Here is a 22941-nt window from a genome sequence, read left to right as displayed (position 1 = left end):
GGATAGACTGGAGGGCTCATGTCCGCACCGGTCGCCCTCCCCCGCATCGTCTTCCCGCCCGAGCTGCCCGTCAGCCAGAAGCGGGACGACATCGCGCGCGCGATCCGCGAGAACCAGGTCGTGATCGTGGCCGGCGAGACCGGCTCGGGCAAGACCACGCAGCTGCCGAAGATCTGCCTCGAACTGGGCCGCGAGAGCATCGGCCACACCCAGCCGCGCCGACTCGCGGCGCGCACGATCGCCGAGCGCATCGCGGAGGAGCTGGGCCAGAGCGTCGGGGAGCTCGTCGGATACCAGGTGCGCTTCACCGACCGGGTGTCCGCCGCGACCCGGATCAAGCTGATGACCGACGGCATCCTGCTCAACGAGATCCACCGCGACCGGCTGCTGCGCGCCTACGACACGATCATCATCGATGAGGCGCACGAGCGCAGCCTCAACATCGACTTCCTGCTCGGCTACCTGCGCGAGCTGCTGCCGAAGCGTCCGGACCTGAAGGTGATCATCACCTCCGCCACCATCGACCCGGAGAGCTTCGCCGCGCACTTCGCCGCCGCGGACGGCACGCCGGCCCCGATCGTGGAGGTCTCCGGCCGCACCTACCCGGTGGAGCTGCGCTACCGGCCGCTGGTCGCCGAGGCGCTGGAGGCCGACGAGGACGACCCGGATCCCGTCCCCGCAGCCGACCGCGACTACCTCCAGGGCATCAACGACGCCCTCGACGAGCTGGCCCGCGAGGCGGCCGGCGACGTGCTCGTGTTCCTCTCCGGCGAGAACGAGATCCGGGATGCCGCCGACGCGATCCGCGGCCGCAACCTCCCGGGCACCGAGGTGCTGCCGCTGTACGGGAGGCTGTCCTCGGCCGAGCAGCACCGCGTCTTCCAGCCCTCCACCATGCCCGGCGTCCGGCGGCGCGTGGTGCTCGCGACCAACGTCGCCGAGACCAGCCTCACCGTGCCCGGCATCAAGTACGTGGTGGACGCCGGCACCGCCCGCATCAGCCGCTACTCCACGCGCGCCAAGGTGCAGCGCCTCCCGATCGAAGCCATCTCGCAGGCGAGCGCCAACCAGCGCTCCGGCCGGTCGGGCCGCACCAGCGACGGCATCGCGATCCGGCTGTACTCGCAGGAGGACTTCGAGAAGCGTCCGGAGTTCACCGAGCCGGAGATCCTGCGCACCAACCTCGCGGCCGTCATCCTGCAGATGATCTCGCTCGGGCTCGGCGACATCGCCGCGTTCCCGTTCCTGACGCCGCCGGACTCGCGCGGCATCAAGGACGGGCTCGACCTGCTGGCCGAGCTGGGCGCCACCCGCACCTCCACCCGCTCCGGCGGCATCGAGCTGACGAAGGTCGGGAGCCAGCTCGCCCGCCTCCCGATCGACCCGCGCTTCGCCCGCATGGTCGTGGAGTCGAAGCGGCACAACACCTCCCGGGAGGTCATGGCGATCGTCGCCGGCCTCACGATCCAGGACGTCCGCGAGCGCCCGGTGGAGAAGCGCGGCAGCGCCGACGAGAACCACGCGCGCTTCGTGGACCCGACCAGTGACTTCCTCACCCTGCTCAACCTCTGGAACTACCTGGAGGAGCAGCAGCGCGAGCTGTCCTCCAGCGCGTTCCGGAGGCTGTGCAAGGCCGAGTACCTCAACTTCCTGCGCGTGCGGGAGTGGCAGGACGTCTACCGGCAGCTCCGCCAGCTCGCCCGGCCGCTGGAGCTGACCATCGGCGAGCCGTCGATCAACCCCGACGGCATCCACCGCTCGCTGCTCGCGGGGCTGCTGTCGCACCTCGGCCTCAAAGACATCAGGGAGTCCGGCAACAAGGGCTCCGCGCGCGGCCAGCGCCAGTCCGAGTACCTCGGCGCGCGGCAGACGCGGTTCGTGATCTTCCCCGGCTCGGCCCTCGCCAAGAAGCAGCCGAACGCGATCATGTCCGCAGAGCTCGTGGAGACCTCCCGGCTGTTCGCGCGGATGAACGCGGCCGTCGACCCGGCCTGGGCCGAGCCGATCGCGGGCGACCTGTGCAAGCGGCAGTACAGCGAGCCGCACTGGGAGAAGAGCCAGGGCGCGGTCGTCGCGTACGAGCGCGTCACGCTGTACGGCGTCCCGATCATCCCGCGCCGCCGCGTGCAGTACGCGCGGATCGACGCCGAGCTGTCCCGCGAGCTGTTCATCCGGCACGCGCTGGTTGACGGCGAGTGGGACTCGCGGCAGGCGTTCGACCGCGCCAACCGCAAGCTGCTCGCCGAATTGCGCGAGCTGGAGGAGCGCACCCGCCGCCGCGACATCCTCAACGACGACGAAGCGGTGTTCGAGTTCTACGACGCGCGCATCCCGGCCGATGTGGTGTCCACGCGCTCGTTCGAGGGCTGGTGGAAGAAGGCGCGCACCGAGACGCCCGACCTCCTGACGATGACCCCGGAAGCGCTGCTCGAGGACGACGCGGCCGGGATCGACGAGGAGGCCTTCCCGCCGGTCTGGCGCCAGGGCGACCAGCGGCTCACCCTCCGCTACCGCTTCGAGCCGGGCGCGGAGGACGACGGCGTGACCGTGCAGGTGCCGCTGCCGCTGCTCGCCGGGCTGGTGCCGGACGGCTTCGACTGGCAGGTTCCCGGCCTCCGCCAGGACCTCGTGACCGCCATGATCAAGTCGCTGCCGAAGGCGATCCGCCGCCAGGTCGTCCCCGCCGCCGACTGGGCGAATCGCCTGCTCGGCGAGCTGTCCGGCGCGGCCGGGATGGACGCCCACGACGGACGCCGCCCCGCGGCCTCCCTCGCCGACACGCTCGCCGCCACCATCTCGCGGCAGACCGGCTCGCGCGTCACCGGAGCGGACTTCGACCTGGAGCGGCTGCCCGCGCACCTGCGGCCGACCTTCCAGGTGCTCGGCGAGCGCGGCCGCCCGCTCGCGAGCGGCAAGGACCTGATGGCGCTGCAGGAGCGACTGCGCTCGCGCGCCCGCGACTCGGTGGCGCGCGTCGCGGAGGCGCGCACGCCCGACGCCATCGAGCGCTCCGGCCTCACCAGCTGGGACCTGGACGAGCTCCCCCGTCACCTCGACACGACGCAGAAGGGGCCGGGCGGCACGGTCAACACCATCCGCGCCTACCCCGCGCTGGTGGACGACGGCGCGAGCGTCAGCATCCGGCTGATGTCGACCCCGACCGAGCAGGCCCGTGCGCTGCCCGGCGGCGTCCGGAGGCTGCTGCTGGCGAGCATCCCGTCGCCGGTCGCGTACGTGCAGCAGCACCTGACCGCCAACGAGAAGCTGACGCTGGCGGCGAGCCCCTACCCGAACACGAAGGCGCTGTTCGACGACTGCCTCCTCGCGGTGATCGACTCGGTGCTGTACCGGATGAAGCCGGACGGCCAGCTCTTCATGCGCGCCGAGTTCGAGGCGGTGCGGGACCGGGTGTCCGGGGTCGTGATGGACTCGATGTTCGAGACGGTCGCGCTCGTCACGCGGACCCTGACCGCGGCGCGCGCGGCCGAGAAGGCGATCGGCGGGACGACGGCGCTGGCGTACCTCCCGTCGCTCAACGACGCCAAGACGCAGCTCGCGGGGCTCGTCTATCCCGGGTTCGTCTCGGCGACGGGCCTGGACCAGCTCAAGCACCTCCCCCGCTACCTGAACGGGATCACCCAGCGCATGCAGGCGCTGCCGACCAACCCGGGCCGCGACCGCGCCTGGCAGACCCAGGTGGAGACGGCGACCGCGCTCTACACGGAGGCCGGCGGCCGCATCCCGCCCGCCGCGCACGCCCCGGAGAACCTGGTGCACGCCCGCTGGATGCTGGAGGAGTTCCGCGTCTCCCTGTTCGCGCAGTCGCTGGGCACCGCCGAGACGGTCTCCCTCCAACGCATCCGCAAGGTCCTCGCCGGCTGACCCCGACGCAATCCGTTCCGGAGTTGTGGACGCAACACGCCGCTGAGAGGCGTACACAACTCCGGAATTGATAGCCGGCGGGGCTACACGGGGAGGTGGAAGCCGCCGTTGGAGTGGAGGAGCTGGCCGTTGATCCAGCCGCCGGACGGCGACAGGAGGAACGCGACCAGGTCGGCGGTGTCCTGCGGGCGGCCGAGGCGTCCGAGGGCGGTCTCGGCGGCGAGCGTCTCGGCGAGGCCGGGGGTCATCCATCCGGTGTCGATCGGGCCCGGGTTGATGAGGTTGGCGGTGATGCCGAGGTGCGCTAGCTCCACGGCAGCCGCGATCACGATGCGGTCGAGCGCGCCCTTGCTCGCGCCGTACGGGAGGTTGTGCGCGGTGTGGTCGCTGGTGAGCGCGACGATGCGCCCGGTGCCGGGCTCCCCCGGGAGCTGCTCGGCGAACGCGCGGATCAGCAGCCAGGTGCCGCGGGTGTTCACCGCGAAGTGCCGATCGAACGCCTCCACGCTGGTGTCGAGCAGGCCGCTGTCGACCGAGTGCGCGTGGCTGGCGACGAGCGCCTGGATCGGCCCGAGTCCGGCGCGGACCCGCTCGATCGCGCCCGCGGGCGCCTCGGGGTGGGAGAGGTCGACGGCGACGGGGAGGGCCCGGACGCCGAAGGCCCGCAGTTCGTCCGCGAACGCGTCGTGGCCGCGCTCCTCGGCGCCCCACGGCATCGACGCGTCGTAGTCGTCCCAGAACGCGAAGGCGACATCCCAGCCGAGCGACGCCAGGTTTCGGGCGATCGCCGCGCCGATCGAGTTCGGCCGGCTCGCCCCGGTGATGAAGACGACGGGACGGGAGGAGCGGGCGTCGTGGTCCATCCGACGATTGTGTCAGACGGTCACGACGCCCGCTTTTGAACTACCGCGATCGCGCCCCCTAGCGCAGCCGCGACCACACAGAGATGAAGAAGCACAGCTGCCACGTGCATCTCGCCGATTGTCGAGTCGACAAGCACCAAGCCGATATCCAAACCAAGCACTAGGACTGTCGTACCGATCATGCTGTAGGGAGCTGCTTCGCTAATCGGCACCAGCACACCGCAAAAGAACGTCATAGCTGAGAGCGAAACGAACAGCAGCACGGCTCTGGGGAGCGTGGACACCAGCACGCCTCCGGGACTAGCTGCCGCGAGGCTCGCAACCAGTACGAACCCTTGAACGACGAGAATCGCTCCGAATTTGACGAGCAAAACCACCCGAATTGGATAATCCGCGCTGCGATAGATCCAATGAAACGCCTGGGTCCTGCCATACGCGAGTTCACCGCCCAGGGCACAGAGAAACGCGAACAGATAAGAGGTGGGTCCGAAGGGGAGCCAGCCGACACGAGCCGCGACGACCATCGCGACAATGAGAAGCAGGAGGCAAATGTACGAAATCTGACTGACAGGCTGACGCAGGACCAGCAGCAGCTCTCTCTTCGCGAAGGCCGTGATCCTTCCCGGAGCGGCAGCAGGGCTAGAAGGGAGGAGTGCTTTCGCATGAGCGAAGGCAACCCGATTGGAACCCCACGCGCCCAAGACGATCGAACCGGCGAGCGCCAGAATCAGGATCGCCAACGCCGTGAGAAGCGCCGAGACCGTGCTGGGGACCGTCGCGCCGAGCCATAACACGTCGAGCATCCGTCGAATGCTCGACACCTGGTTATCGAACGCGGTCATCAACAGGTTGCCCAACAGCGCGAGCACAACGGTCAGAGCAATGAGAAGAGAGGCCAAGTTCGACAGTTCATCACCGAGTCCGACCAACCGCATGACTAACCGCAGACACGCCTTCAGCGACAGAGCAAGAGCGGCGAAGGTGAGAGCTGTCAGCGCTGCCACGCTCCCGGTGATTGCCGGCACTGGCGTGGCCGACGAGACAAATGCGACGATTCCGGACTGGGTGGCGACGATGGTCGTCGCTGCTATCAGATATTGGGCGAGCATTTCGCTCACGCCGATGGAGAACCGGGAGGCCCCGCCTACGCGTGCCACTAGCGATACGTTCGAACGGTGCGGGATGAGTGCGCCGAAGACTAAGGCGATTATGGCCCCCAGAAGCATGACACTAGACAACATGTTCGACAGCAAGGCCTCACGCTGAGCCTGTGGCAGTGACGACGAGGATTCGACCAGGGCGCCGGCCATTTGGTGCAACGTTCTGAAGACGACCACATTCATGCCCACTGCAATCGCCGCACCCAGAACGAGCATCCCGGCCACAGCCCAGCCTCCGCCGACCGCGCTTCTCAGCGACGCCCGAGTCGACTGGACCGTAGCTCGAAAGATCGGGAACGCTGCTATCCTCACGACGCCTCGCGTAGGTGTGCAGAGCGGAGCTCGCCTAGGCCTTCGAAGAAAAGCCCGACCGAGTCTTCGACAACCATATCCAGACCGGTCAGCGTGAGGAACGACTCCTCAAGCGTCTTACGTCCATGAACCGCGACCACCTCGGGAGTGGTGCCGGAGTGCAAAACCCGGCCGCCTTCAAGTACCACGACTCGATTGCAGAGCCTTTCTGCCAGCGCCAGGTCATGGGTGGAGATCAGGACGGCGTTCCCGTGATCGACGTAACCCGTGATGAGCTGGTGCATGATCGCACTTGACTCAGGGTCAAGGCCGCGGAACGGCTCATCGAGGATGAGAATGCTCGGCAGGTGGAGAAGCGCACCCACCACTTGCAGTTTGCGCTTCATCCCGTGGCTGAAGGAACCGATCAACTCGTCACGATGGTCCTGAAGCCGAAATCCGCTCAAGAGCATCCAGATGATGTCGTCGCTGACTCTGATGCCCCGGATGCCCTGCATCAGATCGAGATACTCCTGTGCCGTGAGGAGTTCCGGCTGAGGCAGATCGTCGGGACAGAACCCGATGGCGTGAAGGTGACGCTTCTGACCACTTCGCGAATCGATGAAGACGCTGCCCGCCGACGGCTTGGTGAGCCCCGCAATGACATGAAGAGTCGAGCTCTTCCCTGACCCGTTCGGTCCCAACAGGCCAACGACGGAGCCCTCTTCTACGGCGAAACTCACGTCTGTGAGCACGGCCTTCTTGCCATACGTCTTGCTCACCTGGTCAACAATCAAGGTCACTGGGGCTCCTCACGAAAGCCTGAATTATCTGTCGGCCGTCCGAACTCCACGGCGTGAGCGCGAACAGATGGGAGTGGAAGAGAAGTACCCACGGAACGAGATAGAGAGGATCACCAGGGAGGAAAGCGATCGGGATCATCGCCCACAGTCCTGCAATGGGTCCGACGATCGATATACACGCATCACCCAACGTCCCAGCCGAGGGCCTTTCAATCCGCGCACGTCCCCATGTCCCGTTAAGCGTCACAGCCGATGCCGTGTGGGGTGCGAGCCATCGCACTCCACACAGGTGGCCAAGTTCGTGCAGATAGAGGCTCACCGGATAACAGGCGAGCGCAACAGCAATCGAGATACCGGCTTCGAAATCGCCCAACAAGCTCGCCACCCATAATGCACCTGCGAGCGGAAGGGCTAGGAGGGCGGACGCCGACAGGCATACCCTCCAGGAGACGGCGAGCGCGGCCCGGAATGGCCAGAGCGAGTGCTCGGTGGAGATTCCGCCGAGGGCACGGGGCCTCACGTCGATGCTCGTCGTTTGGTCAGTACCAATCCGAATGCACACCCGACCATCGCGCCTGCGAGCGCAAGGCCAAACAGGAGAGCAAACGCGCCGGGCTCAAACGTTGAGCTCACCCCGTCGTCGTCCGCGGCGACTGTCATGATTCCGGCGATGCTCGATCCCACAGACTCATTCATGCCCCGAACAAAAGCGTCGAACCACAGAAGAAGCAAGGCCACTCCCCCGAGAACGAACGCCAGGACAAATCCGATGCTTGAGGCCAAGAAGACCATTAGGGAACCACGACTCACGGCTGAATCACGACTAGACATTTGCTCTCCTGCTCGGCTGTTACTTGGGAACCACGGCTATCGCGCGAGCTACAGCTTGTGGCAGTAGATCTTGAAGGTCCACGGGTCCATACTGACGACCGCGTCCATCACTCCACCGTTGGCAGCGCACATCGCAATCGCTCCGATGACGACAGTCGCACCAAGCGCCAGCAGCACGATGAGGGCAGCGACGAGGATGAATTGAACGATGTCGTTCCGACGAACGACATCTCCCCTAGCTTCGGCGGCCGTCACGACCGCTTGAGCAGTGACGTTCTTCATCCATCCGACAAGAGCACTGGGCTGCTTGACGGGGGCGAGTGTGGTTGCAATAAGAGCCACGCTCACTCTCCTTTCTCTGGTGACACAGCCGCGGATGCGGCTCCGATTCCCAACCGGCCATAAGGATGTTGGGAATTATCGTCGGGTACAAACATCTAAACCTGATAATCTAGGACGCGTTCTTGGCCTCTTAAATTGATATGTTTATTTCTATCTGATCTTCCCTCCCCGCGCAACAGGGTCCTACAAAGCAATTTCGAGCCGACGCCGCAGGCACGAAAAAACGAAGAAGCGGGCGTCGCATGCGTCCGACAATTGTCAGACGGTTACGACGCCCGCTCCGCGAGCTCCCAGATCCGGCCCGGGGCTACAGCACCTTCGACAGGAAGGCCTGCGTGCGCTGGTGCTGCGGGTTCGCCAGCACCTCGCGCGGGTCGCCGGACTCCACGACGACGCCGCCGTCCATGAAGACCAGCTCGTCCGCGACCTCGCGGGCGAAGCCCATCTCGTGGGTGACGACGACCATCGTCATGCCGGAGGCCGCCAGGCCCTTCATGACGTCGAGCACCTCGCCGACCAGCTCGGGGTCGAGCGCGGAGGTCGGCTCGTCGAACAGCATCAGCTTGGGGTCCATCGCCAGCGCGCGGGCGATCGCCACGCGCTGCTGCTGGCCGCCGGAGAGCTGCGACGGGTAGTGGTCGCCCTTGTCCGCGAGGCCGACGCGCACGAGCAGCTCGTTCGCCCGCTCCACGGCCCGCGCCTTCGGCAGTCCCTTGACCCGGATCGGCGCCTCGATGATGTTCTCCAGCGCCGTCATGTGCGGGAACAGGTTGAAGCGCTGGAACACCATGCCGATCTCGCGGCGCTGGCGGGAGGCCTCCTTCGGCTTCAGCTCGTAGAGCTTGTCGCCGTGTTGCCGGTAGCCGACCACCTGGCCGTCGACCGACAGCCGGCCGGCGTCCACGCGCTCCAGGTGGTTGATGCAGCGCAGGAAGGTGGACTTGCCTGAGCCGGACGGGCCGATGATGCAGAGCACCTCGCCTGGCCGCACGGACAGCGAGATGGACTTGAGCACCTCGTTCGAGCCGAAGCTCTTGGAGACGCCCTCTGCCAGGACCATCGGCGTCACGCCGGCCCGCGCGGTGGTGTCCCGTGTCGTCGCGTCGGTCATCCCTTGCCTCCCAGGTCATTTCCGTCGGGTGCGCCGGCGGCCGGAAGCGCGCCCGTGGCGAGCGCAGGCTCCTTGTTGTCCGGCCGGCGCATGTTGACGCCGCGCGAGAACCGCTTCTCGAGGAAGTACTGGCCCACCATCAGGATCGAGGTGAACAGCAGGTACCACAGCGAGGCGACGATCAGCAGCGGGATCGGCGTGTAGGTGACCGCGGAGATGTCGCGCGCGACACCGTAGAGGTCGGTGGTGAGCGGGATCGCCGCGACCAGCGAGGTGGTCTTCAGCATCGAGATGACCTCGTTGCCGGTCGGCGGGATGATCACGCGCATGGCCTGCGGGATGACGATGCGGGTCATCGTCTGCCACCACGACATGCCGAGGGCCGTCGCAGCTTCCTCCTGGCCGCTGTCGACCGAGAGGAGCCCGGCGCGCACGATCTCCGCCATGTACGCGGCCTCGTTGAGCGCGAGGCCCACGATCGCGATGATGAATGCGTTCTGCATGAAGCCGAGGTCGAGCGTCACGCCCATCTGCGTCCACGGCACACCGAGGAAGATGTGCGGGTAGATAAGCGAGAACAGGCCCCAGAACACGAGCTGCACGTAGACCGGGGTGCCGCGGAAGACCCAGAGGTAGAGCCAGGCGACGGATTTGACCACCGGGTTCGGCGAGAGCCGCATCACGGCCAGCACGAGGCCCAGGATGACGCCGATGACCATCGAGTAGATCGTCAGCTGGAGGGTCACGAGCGCAGCAGCACTGATGCGCTTGTCGAAGACGTACTTGCCGACGTACTGCCAGCCGTAGGCGGAGCGCTGCGAGGCGTCGACGATGAACCAGACGAACAGCAGGATGAGCACGACCGCGAACACGATCCGCCACGGGTGGCGGAGCTTGATCGCCTTGATCGGCTCGGACGGCGGGGCGCCGGCCGGCGACGGGACTGCTCCCGTCGCCGGACCGGCCGTGTTGCCCTGTGACATGGTCAGCTCTTCGACGCGGCGTTGAGCTCGGCCTTGGTGGCGCCGCCATCGCCGACGCCCCACTTGTCGAGGATCTTCTTGTAGGTGCCGTCGTCCATCAGCGCCTGGACCGCCTTCTGCAGCACCGGCGTCAGGTCGGAGTTCTTGGCGACCGGGATGCCGTAGGGCGCGACGTCGAAGGTCTTGCCGGCCGCCTGGAGCTTCCCGCTGGACTTCGAGATCGCATATGCGGTGACCGGCGAGTCCGCGCTCAGTGCGTCCGCCTTGCCGAGGATGACGGCGTTGGTCGCGTCGTCCTGATTGTCGTAGCGCAAGACCTGAATAGCCGCCTTGCCCTTGTCGGTGCACGCCTTGGACTTGTCCGGCACTTCCTGAGTGTCCTCGACGGTTGTCGACTGCACCGCGACCTTGAGTCCGCATGCGTTGTCCGGGTCCACAGTCTTGCCCTTGGCCGAGGCCCAAGAGATACCGGCGGTGTAGTAGTTGATGAAGTCGACCTGCTTCTCGCGCTCCACCGTGTCGGTGAACGAGGACATCCCGAAGTCGTCCTTGCCTCCGGTGATGCTCGGGATGATGTTGTCGAACTTGGCGATCGCGTAGTTGATCTTGAGACCGAGCTTCTGGCCGATCGCGTTGGTGAAGTCGACCTCCCAGCCGGCGGGGTTGCCGTTGTCGTCCTTGTACTCGTTCGGCGGGTACGTGTCGTCCATGCCGACGGTGAGGACACCGGCGGACTTGATCTTCGAGGGAACGCTGTTGGCCAGGGTGTCGTCCTTCTTCACGTCGAACGCGGCGCTCGACGCTGAGCCGCTCGACGAAGGGGTGGAGTTGTCGACACAGCCGGACAGCGCGAGCGCTGCCACGGCGGCGAGGGCGGCCACGGGGGCCACGGAACGGATGCGCATGATGGTAGTTGTCCTTCTTCCTGGGGCAGGGTGTGCAGGGAGGGGTAAGGGGAGAATACCCTAGGCCCCACGTGTTATACGCATACTAAATCGCGCGTGAAACGCCAGTTTTCCTGCAAGTTTCGCAGAGATTTCGTCTTTCTTTGCGTGATTCCGTTGTTTGCGACCCCCGGTGACATCGAATGCGCGCGGCGCGCCCGGCCGCGCTAGGGTCGGGCTGTGATCCAACCGCAATCCGGCCTCGCCGCGACGGCTCGCGTGGTCGTCACCCGCCCCGACGATCCCCTCGCCGCCCCGCTGGTCGAGGAGCTCTCCCGCGAGTACGACGAACGCTACGGATTCAACGACGGCATCCCCTCCTCGGCGGAGCTGTTGCGCTATCCCGCTGAGCGCTTCACGGCGGAGGAGGGCGGCACCTTCCTGCTGCTGGTGGACGCGGACGGCACCCCGGTCGCGGGCGGCGCGTTCATGCGGGAGGACGACGCCACCGTCGAGGTCAAGCGGGTCTGGACGCACTCCGGGTTCCGCCGGCAGGGGCTCGCCCGCCGGGTGATGAGCGAGCTGGAGGCGGAGGCGGCGCGGCGCGGCATCGGCACGATCGTGCTGACCACGGGCGCCCGCCAGCCCGAGGCGGTCGCCCTCTACATCTCGCTCGGCTACTCGCCGCTGTTCGACCTCGACGGCGACTGGGAAGCGGTCTCGTACCTCGGCTTCCGCAAGGATCTCTAGCGCCGCCGCCAGAGCCGCCATTTGGCACGAGTGGCGTGATCACCGTTTGGCACGAATGGCGCGATCAGCGGCGCGAGAGGCACCATTTGGCACGAATGTGTGGGGCGTCAGCCGAGGAGGAGGTGCTCGGTGCTGCGCACGAGCGCGTCGGCGGACGGCGCCGCGCCGAGGGCGCCGGTGAGCGCCGCCGCGAACGGGGCGGTGCCCGCGCCGGTGGGCGTCGCGTCCAGGACACCGAGCAGGTCGGCGGCGTGCAGCGCCTCGATCGCCAGCACCTCTCCGGTCAGCGCGAGGGAGCGCTGCAGGAGGCGGAGCGCGAGAGGCGCGTAGGTGGCGTGGTCCTCCACCCCGGACAGCGTCGAGCTGCCGAGGGTCGCGGGCGCGGCGAGCTGGCGCACCTCGGCCACGGCGTCGGCCGCGGCGTAGAGAAGGAGGCCGGGGACGCGGGTGCGGCCGTCCCGACGGGCGGGCGCGAGCGCGAGCGAGTGGGCGGCGCTGCGGCGCTCGGACGCCTCCGCGACGTGCGCGAGCGCCACCCGCAGGTTCTCCAGTGCGAGCGCCAGCGGCAGCGCCTGGAAGTTGCCGCCGGACACCAGCCGCCCGCTCGGGAGGTCGACCACCGGGTTCTCCGAGCGCGCGGCGAGCTCCACCTCCAGCTCGGTGCGGAGCCGGCCGACGGCCTCCCGCAGCGCGCCGTGGAGCTGCGGCGCCGTGCGGAAGGCGAGCGGGTCCTGCACACTGACCGCGCGGTCCTCCGCCTCCAGGGCACTTCCGTCCAAGGCCGCGCGGATCGCCCGGGCAGATGCGCGCTGGCCCTCGCCGCCGCGCGCGTCGGCCACGGCCTCGGCGTACGGGCTGAGGTTGCCCGCGGGTCCGTGGGCGGCGACGGCCTCCAGCGACAAGGCGACGACCTGGTCGGCCGCCTCGGTGAGCTCCCGGGCGGCGACGGCGGCGAGCGAGCCGACGCCGACGCTCAGCGCGTTGGCGCTGAGGGCGGCGAGCGCCTCGTGCGGTGCGAGCTCGATCGGGTGGAGGCCGGCGTCCGCGAGAGCGACCTCGGCCGGGACCGATCCTCCGTCGCGCAGCACCGTGCCGGTGCCGATGACCACGGCGGCCACCTCCGCCAGCGCCGTCAGGTCCGCCGCCCCCACCGAGCCGCGCGACGGGATGCGCGGCGTCACGCCCGCGTTGAGCAGCGCGGCGTACGCGTCGGCCAGCTCGGGACGCACGCCCGCTCCCCCGCGCGTGAAGCCGGCGAGCCGGGCGGCGACCACCGCGCGCGCCTCGGTCTCGGTGAGCGGTTCGCCGACGCCACCGCGGTGGTTCGCGATGGTGCGGCGCTGGAAGGCCGCCAGTTCGCCGGCCTCCACCGCGTCGTCCCGTCCGGCGCCGAGCCGGCGGTTCAGGCCGTAGACCGGCTCGCCCGACTCGATCGCGCGGTCGACCACGGCGCGGGAGGCCGCCAGCGTCCCCCGGGCGTCGGCGTCGAGCTCGACCGGAGCGCCCTCGGCGACCGCCACGATGTCGGAGACGGTCGGAGGCTGCGCGCCGAACCGGACAGCGCGCATGTCAGAAGTCGGCCAGGTTCTGCCGCAGGCCGCCGTCGCCCAGCTCGGTGCGCAGGAGGCCGCGCCGCCGCAGGGCAGGCACCAGCGGGTCGAGCGTGCGATGGACGTGGGCCGGGTGCACCTGGCCGGTGAAGAGGAACCCGTCGCCGCCGACGGCCTCCCCCAGCTCGCCCAGGTGGTCGGCGACCTCGTCGGCCGTGCCGATGATGGCCAGGCCGTCCTTCTTCGCGCGGGTCTGCAGGATCTCGCGCAGGGTGGAGCCCGCCGGAGCGGACGACACGAAGTTGTCGAGAGTGCCGCGGTTGCTGTTGGTGGTGACGTCCGGCAGCGGGGCGTCCAGGTCGAAGGTCTTGAAGTCGACGCCGGTCAGGTAGCTGATCGACTGGAGCTGCTCGTCGATCGCCGCCTGCGTCAGCTCGGCGCGCGCGGCGCGGACGCTCGCGGTCTCCTCGGCGTTGGCGGTCAGGATCGGCTGGACGACGAACAGCACCTTCACGGCGTCGGCCGGGCGGCCGTGCTGCACGGCGACCTCGCGGATGCTGTCGCGGTACTCGCGCATCCGCTCCGGGGTGGAGGCGAGGGCCAGCACCACGTCGGAGTTCTTGCCGGCGAAGTCCCGCCCGCGGCCGGACGCGCCCGCCTGCACCATCACCGGGTCCTCCGCCGCCGGCGCGGTGTTGAGCGGGCCGCGGACGCGGAAGAAGCGGCCCTCGTGATCGATGGTGTGCACCTTGCGGTAGTCGGCGAAGACGCCGCCCGCGACGTCCTCCACGATCGCGTCGGGCTCCCAGCTCCGCCAGAGCTTGCGGACGACGTCCACCCACTCGTCGGCGCGGTCGTAGCGGAGGTCGTGCTCGACCTGCTTGTCGAGGCCGTAGTTCTGCGCGGCGAGGTCGGAGCCGCTGGTCACCACGTTGAAGCCGAGCCGGCCTCCCGCGAAGTGCTGCAGCGTGCTCAGCAGGCGCGCGGCGGTGAACGGCTCGTAGAAGCTCGCGCTCAGGGTCGGCACCACGCCGAGCCGGGAGGTCGCCCCGAGCAGGTACGGCACGAGCGGCAGCGGGTCGTGCTTCGGGACGAAGCGCGCGGCGGCGAGGTTGACCTCCGCCGAGCCGCCGTAGGTGTCGGGCACGGCCACGCCGTCCTCGATGATGAAGAGGTCGAAGCCGGCGCCCTCGAAGGCGCGCGCGGCGTCCTGGTAGATCGGCGGCTGCTTCCAGTCGTAGCCGACGCCATAGCTGGGGTCGCCCCAGCCCTGGACGCCGAAACCCGCGCCGAGGAACCAGCCGAAGTGGAGGAGTGCCATGCGTTCCCTGCTGTCAGTGGCCGGAGGTCCGGCCGAGTCGTGTGGTGGCGGTCGAGTTCCGCGGTGTCAGTCGACGCCGACGCCCGCGGCGGTCAGCCAGTCCGCGTCGTACGCCTTGGTCAGGTAGTTGGTGCCGCCGTCCGGGGCGATCGCCACGATGACCGATCCGGGCCGCGCCTCCCGCGCCACCCGCAGGGCCGCCGCGACGGCCAGCGCCGACGACGGTCCGAGCAGCAGCGCCTCCTCGGCGGCGAGCCGGCGGAGCGTGCGGTAGACCACACCATCCTCGACCGTGTGCACCTCGTCCACCACCCCCGGGTCGAAGGTCTGCGGCCAGAACTCGCGCGGCCACGCGGTGCCGACGCCGTCGACAAGGATGCGGCCGGCCGCTCCCCCGTCGTAGGTCGAGCCGGCCGGGTTGGCGCCGTGCACCTCGACGGCGCCGCCGCTGACCTCCTTGAGGTAGCGGCCGGTGCCGCTCACGGTGCCGCCAGTGCCGATGGCGGCCACGAAATGCGTGACCCGGCCCGCGGTCTGCCGCCAGATCTCCGGCCCGGTGCCGCGGTAGTGGGCCTCGGGGTTGGCGGTGTTCGCGAACTGGGCGGGACGCCAGGAGCCGGGGGTCTCGGCGGCGATCCGGTCGGCGACCGCGCGCGGGTTGGCGGGGTCGTCGGGCCCGGCCTCCCAGTCAGCCTCCACCAGGCGGGCGCCGTAGGCCGCGAGGACCTTGCGTTTCTCGTCGGAGATGTCGGAGGCGTGGACGATGACGACGGGATGACCGGTGAGCCGGCCGATCAGCGCCAGGCCGATCCCGGTGTTGCCGCTGGTGGCCTCCACGATCGTGCCGCCGGGGGCGAGCGCGCCGGCCGCCTCCGCGGTGCGGATCATGTTGAGCGCGATGCGGTCCTTGGACGAGCCTCCGGGGTTGCGGCCCTCCAGCTTGACCAGGACCCGCACGTCGAGCCCGGACGGGAGCGAGTGCAGCTCGACGATCGGGGTGTTGCCGATGAGTGCCGCCGCCGAGTCGCACACCTCGCCCAGCGGGAGGTTCCCGGGGGCGGAGGAGGGGATCAGATCGAGCGCGGTCATGGAGGAACGATAGGCCCGTGCGCTGGGAAGCGCACGGGCTGTTTCGACGTATTACGCGGCGCCCACCGCGACCGGACGGGCCGGGTCGTTGGACCAGGCGGAGAACGAGCCGGGATACAGCGCAGGCACCGGCAGGCCTGCGGCCTCCATCGCGAGGGCGGCGTGCGCGGCGGTCACCCCGGAGCCGCAGTAGACGCCCGCGGGGGTGCCGGAGGTGACGCCGAGCGCGGCGAACCGCGCGGCGAGCTGCTCGGGGCCCAGCATCCGCCCCTCCGGCCCGATGGTGTCGGCGGTCGGCGCGCTCACGGCGCCGGGGATGTGCCCCGCGCGCGGGTCGATCGGCTCGACCTCGCCGCGGAACCGCTCGCCGGCGCGCACGTCGAGCAGCACGCCGCTCGCCGCAAGCGCGGCCGAGGCGTCCGCGTCGAGCGTCGGGAGGCTCCCGTACGCGAGCTGCACCGTACCGGGAACGGGAGCGGAGCTGCTCGTGTCGAGGCCGCCTCCGAACGCGACCCAGGCGGACAGCCCGCCGTCGAGCACACGCACGTCCTCGAAGCCGGCATGGCGCAGCAGCCACCAGAGCCGGGCGGCCGAGGTGCCCGAGACGTCGTCGTACACCACCACGCTGTCCCCGTCGTTCACCCCCCAACGGCGCGCGGCCGCCTGGAACGCCTCGATGTCCGGCAGCGGGTGGCGGCCGTCCGTCGGCACGCCGTGCCCGGCCAGCTCGGTGTCCAGGTCGACGTATACCGCTCCGGGAATGTGCCCCTTCGCGAACTCCTCGGCCCCGGGAGGGCCGCCGAGCTTCCAGCGCACATCGAGTACCCGCAACGTCGACCGCCGCCGGCCGGCGCCGCTCCACAGGGACTCGGTCCCTGAGGCGGCGTCCAGCGCGGCGGCAGTGATCAGCGGAGAGTTCCGCATGGTCATCTCAGTGTCCGCTCGACGCCTTCGCGTTCGACTCGTACGAGGTGTTGGTCGACTCGAAGAAGTTGACCAGTTCGAGCGTGTCGTTGGCGGTCGCCATCCACTTGGCCGGGTTGGAGACCTTGTACTCGGCCTCGAAGCCCAGCTCCTCCAGGCGGCGGTCGGCCAGGTAGCGGACGTACTGGTTGATGTAGTTGGCGTTCAGGCCCAGGATGCCGCCGGGCAGGAGGTCGCGGTTGTACTGCTCCTCCATCTCCACGGCGTCCAGGATCATCTGGCGGATCTCGTTCGCGAACTCCGGCGTCTGCAGGTCGGGGTTCTCCTCCAGCACCGTCAGGATGAGGTTGATGCCGAACTTGAGGTGCAGCGACTCGTCGCGCACCACCCAGTCGATGAGCGAGCCGAAATTGCGCAACAGGTTCCGCTGACGGAACGACAGCGCCACCATGAAGCCGGAGTAGAACCAGATGCCCTCGAGGATGACGTTGTACGCCACGAGGTTGCGGATGAAGTCCTGCTTGCCCTCGGTCGTCGTGATGTCGAGCGTCTGCTCGGTCATCCGCTTGATGAAGCCGACCTCGAACTCCTCCTTGCGCGCCATCGACGGGATGTCGACGTGCGAGTTGTAGGCCTGCTCGCGGTCGATCGGGAACGTCTCCAGGACGTACTCGAACGACATGCAGTGGTTGGCCTCCTCCCACATCTGCTTGGCGAGGTAGAGGTGCGCCTCGGCCGCATTGATGTAGGGGTACACGCCGAAGGCCAGCGCCTTGTTCACCAGGAGCTCGTTCGGGTTGAAGTAGCTCATCAGGAAGGTGACCGCGTGACGTTCCTCGTCGGTCATCCGCTTGAAGTCGGCGATGTCCTCGCCGAGCTGGATCTCGTTGGGGAACCAGGTGTTCGCGACGGCCTGGTCGTAGAGGTCCATCGCCCACTGGTACTTCACCGGCTTGAGGAGCAGGCCCTCCTCGATTCCCGTTCCCAGGATGCCCATCTTCGTCTCTTCTCTATCTGTCTCGCGGGCTTACTGGCAGGACTCGCACTGCAGGTCGTCCATCGGGTCGACCGGCACGTAGTACTCCTCGATCTTGGTGCTGTTCACTTGCTCTCACCGCCAGCCGGGGTGTTGGAGGTGAGGCCGCCGAAGCCGAACCCGCGACGGGCGGGAGCGGCCGCCGGAGCGGTCTCGGTGACGGCGGGAGCGGCAGCCGGCGCACCCGCGCCGACCGTCGCGAACCCGCTGCGGGCTCCCGAGATCTCCTCGGCCTTGTTGACCTTGACGGTCGACTGCTCGGCCTGGTGACGCGGCTTCATGTGCAGGTAGTAGGTCGTCTTGACGCCCTTCTCCCACGCGGCGTAGTAGATGTCCATCATGTCGCCGAGGTCGCGCGTCTCCAGGTACATGTTGCGGCTGATCGCCTGGTCGATCCACTTCTGTGCGCGGGCCGCGACCTCGATGAAGGCGTACGGCGAGAGCTGGAAGCTGGTCTTGAACGTGGCCTTGACCTCGTCCGGGATCGCCGCGATGCCCTGGATGTCGCCCTGCGAGCGCAGGATCGCCTCGCGGACGTCCTGCCAGATGCCGCGCTCCTGCAGCGTCTCGACCAGGTTGCGGTTGACCTCCAGGAACTTGCCCGAGGAGGTCGACCGGCTGAAGATCTGCGAGAACTGCGGGTCGAAGCCCGGCGTGGTGCCGGCGACCAGGCCGATGGAGGCCGTCGGCGCGATGGCCATCAGGGTGGCGTTGCGCATGCCGCCCTTGACCTTCTCGCGCAGGCGGTCCCAGTCGAGGCGGATGGTGCGGTCGACCGTGATCGGGACGCCGCGGTCGGCCTCCGTCAGCGCGATCGAGTCGTAGGGCACCAGGCCCTTCGACCAGCGCGAGCCCTCGAAGTTCGGGTATGCACCGCGCTCCTGGGCCAGGTCGGCACTCTCGTCGATGGCCGCGTACGAGACGTGCTCCATGATCTCGTCGATCAGGGCGTACGCCTCCTCGCTCTCGTAGCTGAAGCCGAGGCGCTCCACGATGTCGGTGAAGCCCATCACACCGAGGCCGATCGCGCGGTTCTGCTGGTTGGAGAAGTCGGCCTCGTCGACGCTGGACACCGTGATGTCGATCAGGTTGTCGAGCTGGCGGACGGCCTGGCGGGCGCTCGCCTCGATGCGCTCCCAGTCCATCTTTCCGTCGACGAGGTGACGCGACAGGTTGATGGAGGCCAGGTTGCAGACGGAGACGTTGTCGCGGTCCTGCGGCAGCGTGATCTCGGTGCAGAGGTTGGAGAGGTGGATCGTGCCTGTGTTGTTGTTGAGGGCGCGGTTGTTGATGGTGTCCTTCCAGGTCAGCCACGGGTGGCTGGTGGTCTGCAGGCTCATCAGGATGTCCTTGAACTGCGAGCGGGCGCTGATCTTCTTGAACATGCGCAGCTCGCCGGACTCGGCCTTGGCGACGTACTCCGCGTAGCGCTCCGAGAAGGCCTTGCCGTACAGCTCGTTGAGGTCGGCGACCTCCAGCGGGTCGAAGAGGTACCAGTCCTCGTCGTTCTGGACGCGCTTCATGAACTCGTCGCTGATCCACACGGCGGTGTTGGCGGTGCGGGTGCGGCGGTACGGGTCGCCGGAGTTCTGGCGGAGGTCGAGGAACTCCGGGAAGTCGAGGTGCCAGTTCTCCATGTAGAAGCACAGCGCGCCGAACTTCTTGCCGCCGCGGCTCACCGCGCGCAGCACCGAGTCGATCGTGTGCATGAACGGGATCGGGCCGGTGGAGGTGGTGTTGTTGGAGCGGATGGGCGAGCCCTGGGCGCGCAGCTTGGTGACCGCGAGGCCGATGCCGCCGGTGCCCTTGGTGAGCCACATGACGTCGCGCACCGACTTGGCGATGTGCTCGATGTCGTCCTGCATCTCCATGACGAAGCAGTTGGAGAGCTGCGGGTACGCGGTGCCCGCGTTGACCAGCGTGGAGCCGGCGGCCAGGTACTCCAGGTTGGACATCTTGTCGTAGAACGCGAGGGCGTGCGCGGTCGGGTCGGCCTCGTTGAGGGAGAGGCCCATGGCGATGCGCATCCAGAAGTACTGCGGGACCTCCAGGGAGTCGCCGTTGCGCGCCTTGATGCCGTAGCGGTTGTTGAGGGTGACGACACCGATGTACTTGAGCAGCTCGTCGCGCGACGGGTCGAGGAAGCCCGCGAGGCGGTCGAGGTCGAAGAGGGTCGTGAAGCGGGAGTCGAGGAGGGTCTCGGCGACGCCGCGCTCGATGTAGCCGCGGAAGTGGGAGGTGTGCAGCTCGGTGAGCTCGTCGAGGGTCTCGTAGTCGCCGAGGACGCGCTTGTAGATCGTCTTGAGGAGGAGGCGTGCGGCGACGGTGTCGAACGCCGGGTCGTCCTTGACGTTCTGGAGGGCGACCTGGATGACCGCCTCGTCCAGCTGCTGGGTGGTGATCCCGTCGAACAGGGTCAGCTCCAGCTCGCTCGCGATCTGGGTCACCCAGGTGATGTTCTCGTCCAGACCGGCGGCCGCGTGCTCGATGGCCAGGTTGATCTTGTTGGCGTCGTACGGCTCGCGCTCGCCGTTCCGCTTCACAACTGTGATAGCCACTATCTCTCCCTCTGATTACCTCAACGGTGCCGCTCCGGTGAGCGGCGAAGTCCCTGCGGCAGAGCGGGCGGGACGCCCCGAAAGCCCCGTCCGGGAGCCCCGGGAGCCGATCGGGCCCCTGTCGCGTCCACCACTATATAGCCGGGTGCCGACATTTCCATGCCCCCATATCTAGTGGGCGTGTCATCCACAGGTGTGCAGAAGTTATGCACATTTCCACACCCCCTCGAACGGGTTTCACGACCCTTCCGCGACGGAGCTGGACCGATAGAGTGAGAAGACTGTGAGCAGCTACTCGAGCCTTCTGAAGACGCCCGGCGTCGCGCGGATCATCGCCGCGCAGCTGACCGCGCGCTTCCCGTTCGGGATGCTCTCGCTGGCATTCCTGCTGCACATCGAGCGCATCCACCACTCCTACGGCGCGGCCGGGCTCGTGCTCGGCGCGATGAGCATCGGGCAGGCCATCGCGGGCCCGATGACCAGCCGGCTGATGGGCGTGCTCGGGATGCGCACGGTGCTGTGGACGACGCTCGCGCTGTGCTCGGCCGCCGTCGCCGCGATCGGCGTCTTCGTGATGCCCATCCCGCTGACGATGGCGGTGGCCTTCTTCGCCGGGCTCAGCATGCCGCCCATCCAGCCGGCCGTGCGCACCATCTACCCCAAGATGGTGAACTCCCGCCAACTCACCCCACTGTTCTCGCTTGACGCCTCGGCTCAGGAGATCATCTGGATCGCCGGTCCCGTCGCGATCACCTTCGTCTCCACCCAGATCGGCACCGTCGAGGGCGTCCTGATGTCGGTGGCGATCATGCTGCTCGGCGGCGCCTGGTTCATCTCCTCGCCCGAGGTCGGCCGGGTGCGCATCCCGCGCAGCAAGCGGCGGTTCGGCGTGGTGCTGGCGCGGCCTCCCGTGCTGCTGGCGACCGTGGTCGGCTTCCTGCTCATCGGCTCGTGCGCGGCGGTGGAGGCCGGGGTCGTGGCGAACTTCGGCGAGGGCTCGCCGTTCGCCGGCATCGTGCTGGCGATCTGGTCGCTCGGCTCGCTGGTCGGCGGCCTCGCCTTCGGGCACATCCCGATCGGACCGTGGGCGACGGCGCGCCGGATGCTCATCGTGTTCGTCGGCGTCGTCGTCTCCACGTTCATGCTGTGGTCGTGGTGGGGGCTCTCGCTGTCGCTGATCATCGCGGGCCTCGGCATCGCGCCCGCGCTGGCCGTGCTGTTCGCGATCGTGTCGGCGAGCGTCAAGTTCTCCGACACGGCGGAGGCGTACGGCTGGGTCGGCACCGGCCAGCTGATCGGCGCGGCGCTGGGCTCCGCGCTGGCGGGCTTCCTCATCGACGCGCACGGGCCGGTCGGCGCGTTCTGGGCGGCGGGCGCGTTCGCGCTCGTCGGCTTCCTCGTACCCGCCCTCGCCTGGCGTGTCCACCCCGACCTCCGCGGCCGCGACGCCTCCCCCATCCCCGACACCGAGCCCGTCCCCGTCCAGCCCTCCTAGCCCCGACCTCCCTCGCTCTTCCGTCGAGGGGCACGTTGTTGTCACTTTTGCGTCCGAAAAGTGACAACAACGTGCCCCTCGGCGGCCCGGGCTGTGGATAACTCGAGTGGGTGGGTAGGTCGCGTGCCAGGGTGGCGGGATGACGCGACGCATCGACCCCCTACCCCGGCCGCTTCAGAGCGGGCCGTTCTCAACGCGAACCGCGTTCGACGCCGGGGTGGGAGCCCGACGACTGCGCAGGAGCGACCTCGTCCGGCCCATCCGAGGCTTTCGCATCGCCAAGGCCGACGACGGATTGGTGTCCCGGTGTCGCGCGTATGCGTCGCATCGCGGGACGGACTTCGCATTCAGCCACACCACCGCGGCACTCCTCTACGGGATACCGCTTCCCCGGGTCGACCCGACCATCCACGTCAGCGTCCGCGCTCCCGGCCGCGCACCGACGATCGACGGTTTCGCCGGTCACAAGCTCGGCCGGTGGGAGATCCGCATGGTCGCGGACCTTCCCGTAACGACTCCGGAACAGACCTGGCTGGACCTCGCCCAACTCCTCCAGCGGGATGCGCTGGTCGCCGCGGGAGACTACCTCGTCGGCGGGTCGGAGCCGCTCACGAATCGGCTTGTGCTGGCGCACGCCGCCGCCGCTGCGGCCGGCCGCCGAGGTGTCGCGCGAGCACGGGAGGCGATCGAACTGGTCCGGGCGGGAGCCGAGTCCCCCGGCGAGACCCGACTCAGGCTCCTTCTCCACGCGGCGGGCCTGCCGTCGCCCCTGCTCAATCACGAACTGCGGACGGCGGAGGGCGTCTTCGTCGCGCGCGTCGATTTCGCCTTCGTCGCCAAGCGCGTCGCCCTGGAATACGAGGGCGACATCCATCGCGTGGACCAGGCGACCTGGCGCAAGGACCTCCGCCGGCGTGAACGCGTCGAGGACCTCCGCTGGCGGATGGTGCGGGTGACGGCGGACGACATCGCCGCCCCCGCCGAACTCATCCGCCGCCTCCGCCGCCTTCTCGCCTGAACCCATCCCGCGAAGGGCACGTTGTTGTCACTTTCGCGCGCGAAAAGTGA

General features: G+C 68.5%; 17 protein-coding genes. 4 read left to right on the top strand and 13 right to left on the bottom strand.

Annotated elements, in window-relative coordinates:
- The first annotated feature begins 18 nt into the window (after positions 1-18).
- Positions 19-3882: an ATP-dependent RNA helicase HrpA gene (hrpA, locus tag ABCS02_RS04365; RefSeq protein ID WP_345834372.1), complete on the top strand. Its 3864-nt coding sequence runs from the start codon at positions 19-21 to the stop codon at positions 3880-3882.
- An 83-nt stretch (positions 3883-3965) separates the two neighbouring features.
- On the opposite strand, the gene ABCS02_RS04360 is transcribed toward hrpA, so the two are convergent.
- The 7 genes from ABCS02_RS04360 to ABCS02_RS04330 form a co-directional block, all read right to left on the bottom strand.
- Positions 3966-4745: an SDR family oxidoreductase gene (locus tag ABCS02_RS04360; protein ID WP_345834371.1), complete on the bottom strand. Its 780-nt coding sequence runs from the start codon at positions 4743-4745 to the stop codon at positions 3966-3968.
- Positions 4746-4765: 20 nt separating this feature from the next.
- Positions 4766-6130 (bottom strand): hypothetical protein, encoded by a 1365-nt coding sequence (locus ABCS02_RS04355; protein ID WP_345834370.1) that lies wholly within the window; start codon positions 6128-6130, stop codon positions 4766-4768.
- 83 nt (positions 6131-6213) lie between these two features.
- The gene (locus ABCS02_RS04350; protein WP_345834369.1) at positions 6214-6999 is read right to left on the bottom strand and encodes an ABC transporter ATP-binding protein; all 786 of its coding nucleotides are present in this window, start codon (positions 6997-6999) and stop codon (positions 6214-6216) included.
- Positions 7000-7878: 879 nt separating this feature from the next.
- Positions 7879-8172 (bottom strand): hypothetical protein, encoded by a 294-nt coding sequence (locus ABCS02_RS04345; protein WP_345834368.1) that lies wholly within the window; start codon positions 8170-8172, stop codon positions 7879-7881.
- Positions 8173-8479: 307 nt separating this feature from the next.
- Positions 8480-9232, bottom strand: a complete 753-nt coding sequence (locus tag ABCS02_RS04340) for an amino acid ABC transporter ATP-binding protein (protein WP_179609265.1) — start codon at positions 9230-9232, stop codon at positions 8480-8482.
- A 47-nt stretch (positions 9233-9279) separates the two neighbouring features.
- Positions 9280-10266, bottom strand: coding sequence for an amino acid ABC transporter permease (locus ABCS02_RS04335; RefSeq protein WP_345834367.1), 987 nt, complete (start codon positions 10264-10266; stop codon positions 9280-9282).
- Between the two features lie 2 nt (positions 10267-10268).
- A complete protein-coding gene (locus tag ABCS02_RS04330) occupies positions 10269-11171 on the bottom strand; it encodes an ABC transporter substrate-binding protein (protein ID WP_345834366.1) in 903 nt (300 codons plus the stop codon).
- Positions 11172-11390: 219 nt separating this feature from the next.
- Here ABCS02_RS04330 and ABCS02_RS04325 point away from each other — a divergent pair, with 219 nt between their 5' ends.
- Positions 11391-11900, top strand: a complete 510-nt coding sequence (locus ABCS02_RS04325; protein WP_345834365.1) for a GNAT family N-acetyltransferase — start codon at positions 11391-11393, stop codon at positions 11898-11900.
- A gap of 107 nt (positions 11901-12007) precedes the next feature.
- Here ABCS02_RS04325 and ABCS02_RS04320 read toward each other — a convergent pair whose 3' ends face one another.
- The 6 genes from ABCS02_RS04320 to ABCS02_RS04295 form a co-directional block, all read right to left on the bottom strand.
- Positions 12008-13468 (bottom strand): aromatic amino acid ammonia-lyase, encoded by a 1461-nt coding sequence (locus ABCS02_RS04320; protein WP_345834364.1) that lies wholly within the window; start codon positions 13466-13468, stop codon positions 12008-12010.
- 1 nt (position 13469) lies between these two features.
- Positions 13470-14771, bottom strand: a complete 1302-nt coding sequence (locus ABCS02_RS04315) for an NtaA/DmoA family FMN-dependent monooxygenase (RefSeq protein WP_345834363.1) — start codon at positions 14769-14771, stop codon at positions 13470-13472.
- Between the two features lie 66 nt (positions 14772-14837).
- Complete coding sequence (locus ABCS02_RS04310) at positions 14838-15860, bottom strand: cysteine synthase family protein (RefSeq protein ID WP_345834362.1); 1023 nt, start codon at positions 15858-15860, stop codon at positions 14838-14840.
- Positions 15861-15911: 51 nt separating this feature from the next.
- Positions 15912-16784: a sulfurtransferase gene (locus ABCS02_RS04305; RefSeq protein WP_345835165.1), complete on the bottom strand. Its 873-nt coding sequence runs from the start codon at positions 16782-16784 to the stop codon at positions 15912-15914.
- A 7-nt stretch (positions 16785-16791) separates the two neighbouring features.
- Positions 16792-17781: a ribonucleotide-diphosphate reductase subunit beta gene (locus ABCS02_RS04300; RefSeq protein ID WP_345834361.1), complete on the bottom strand. Its 990-nt coding sequence runs from the start codon at positions 17779-17781 to the stop codon at positions 16792-16794.
- Between the two features lie 104 nt (positions 17782-17885).
- Positions 17886-20378 carry a ribonucleoside-diphosphate reductase subunit alpha gene (locus ABCS02_RS04295; protein ID WP_345834360.1) on the bottom strand — a complete coding sequence of 831 codons (2493 nt, stop codon included), beginning with the start codon at positions 20376-20378 and terminating at the stop codon, positions 17886-17888.
- A gap of 283 nt (positions 20379-20661) precedes the next feature.
- Between ABCS02_RS04295 and ABCS02_RS04290 the strand changes: the two genes are divergently transcribed.
- Together ABCS02_RS04290 and ABCS02_RS04285 are read left to right on the top strand one after the other, a co-directional pair.
- Entirely contained in the window at positions 20662-21873 is a 1212-nt protein-coding gene (locus ABCS02_RS04290) for an MFS transporter (protein ID WP_345834359.1), read from the top strand.
- A gap of 298 nt (positions 21874-22171) precedes the next feature.
- Entirely contained in the window at positions 22172-22891 is a 720-nt protein-coding gene (locus tag ABCS02_RS04285) for a hypothetical protein (RefSeq protein ID WP_345834358.1), read from the top strand.
- The last annotated feature ends 50 nt before the right edge of the window (positions 22892-22941 follow it).

This window comes from Microbacterium sp. X-17 (assembly GCF_039615055.1).
The sequence above is the reverse complement of the archived record's forward strand: the minus strand, read 5'-3'. Positions and strand labels throughout refer to the sequence as shown.

Excerpts from the sequence above, each read along its gene's own strand:
- hrpA (WP_345834372.1), top strand. The coding sequence starts at position 19 with ATGTCCGCACCGGTCGCCCTCCCCCGCATCGTCTTCCCGCCCGAGCTG.
- ABCS02_RS04360 (WP_345834371.1), bottom strand. The coding sequence starts at position 4,745 with ATGGACCACGACGCCCGCTCCTCCCGTCCCGTCGTCTTCATCACCGGG.
- ABCS02_RS04340 (WP_179609265.1), bottom strand. The coding sequence starts at position 9,232 with ATGGTCCTGGCAGAGGGCGTCTCCAAGAGCTTCGGCTCGAACGAGGTG.
- ABCS02_RS04335 (WP_345834367.1), bottom strand. The coding sequence starts at position 10,266 with ATGTCACAGGGCAACACGGCCGGTCCGGCGACGGGAGCAGTCCCGTCG.
- ABCS02_RS04330 (WP_345834366.1), bottom strand. The coding sequence starts at position 11,171 with ATGCGCATCCGTTCCGTGGCCCCCGTGGCCGCCCTCGCCGCCGTGGCA.
- ABCS02_RS04320 (WP_345834364.1), bottom strand. The coding sequence starts at position 13,468 with ATGCGCGCTGTCCGGTTCGGCGCGCAGCCTCCGACCGTCTCCGACATC.
- ABCS02_RS04315 (WP_345834363.1), bottom strand. The coding sequence starts at position 14,771 with ATGGCACTCCTCCACTTCGGCTGGTTCCTCGGCGCGGGTTTCGGCGTC.
- ABCS02_RS04310 (WP_345834362.1), bottom strand. The coding sequence starts at position 15,860 with ATGACCGCGCTCGATCTGATCCCCTCCTCCGCCCCCGGGAACCTCCCG.
- ABCS02_RS04305 (WP_345835165.1), bottom strand. The coding sequence starts at position 16,784 with ATGCGGAACTCTCCGCTGATCACTGCCGCCGCGCTGGACGCCGCCTCA.
- ABCS02_RS04300 (WP_345834361.1), bottom strand. The coding sequence starts at position 17,781 with ATGGGCATCCTGGGAACGGGAATCGAGGAGGGCCTGCTCCTCAAGCCG.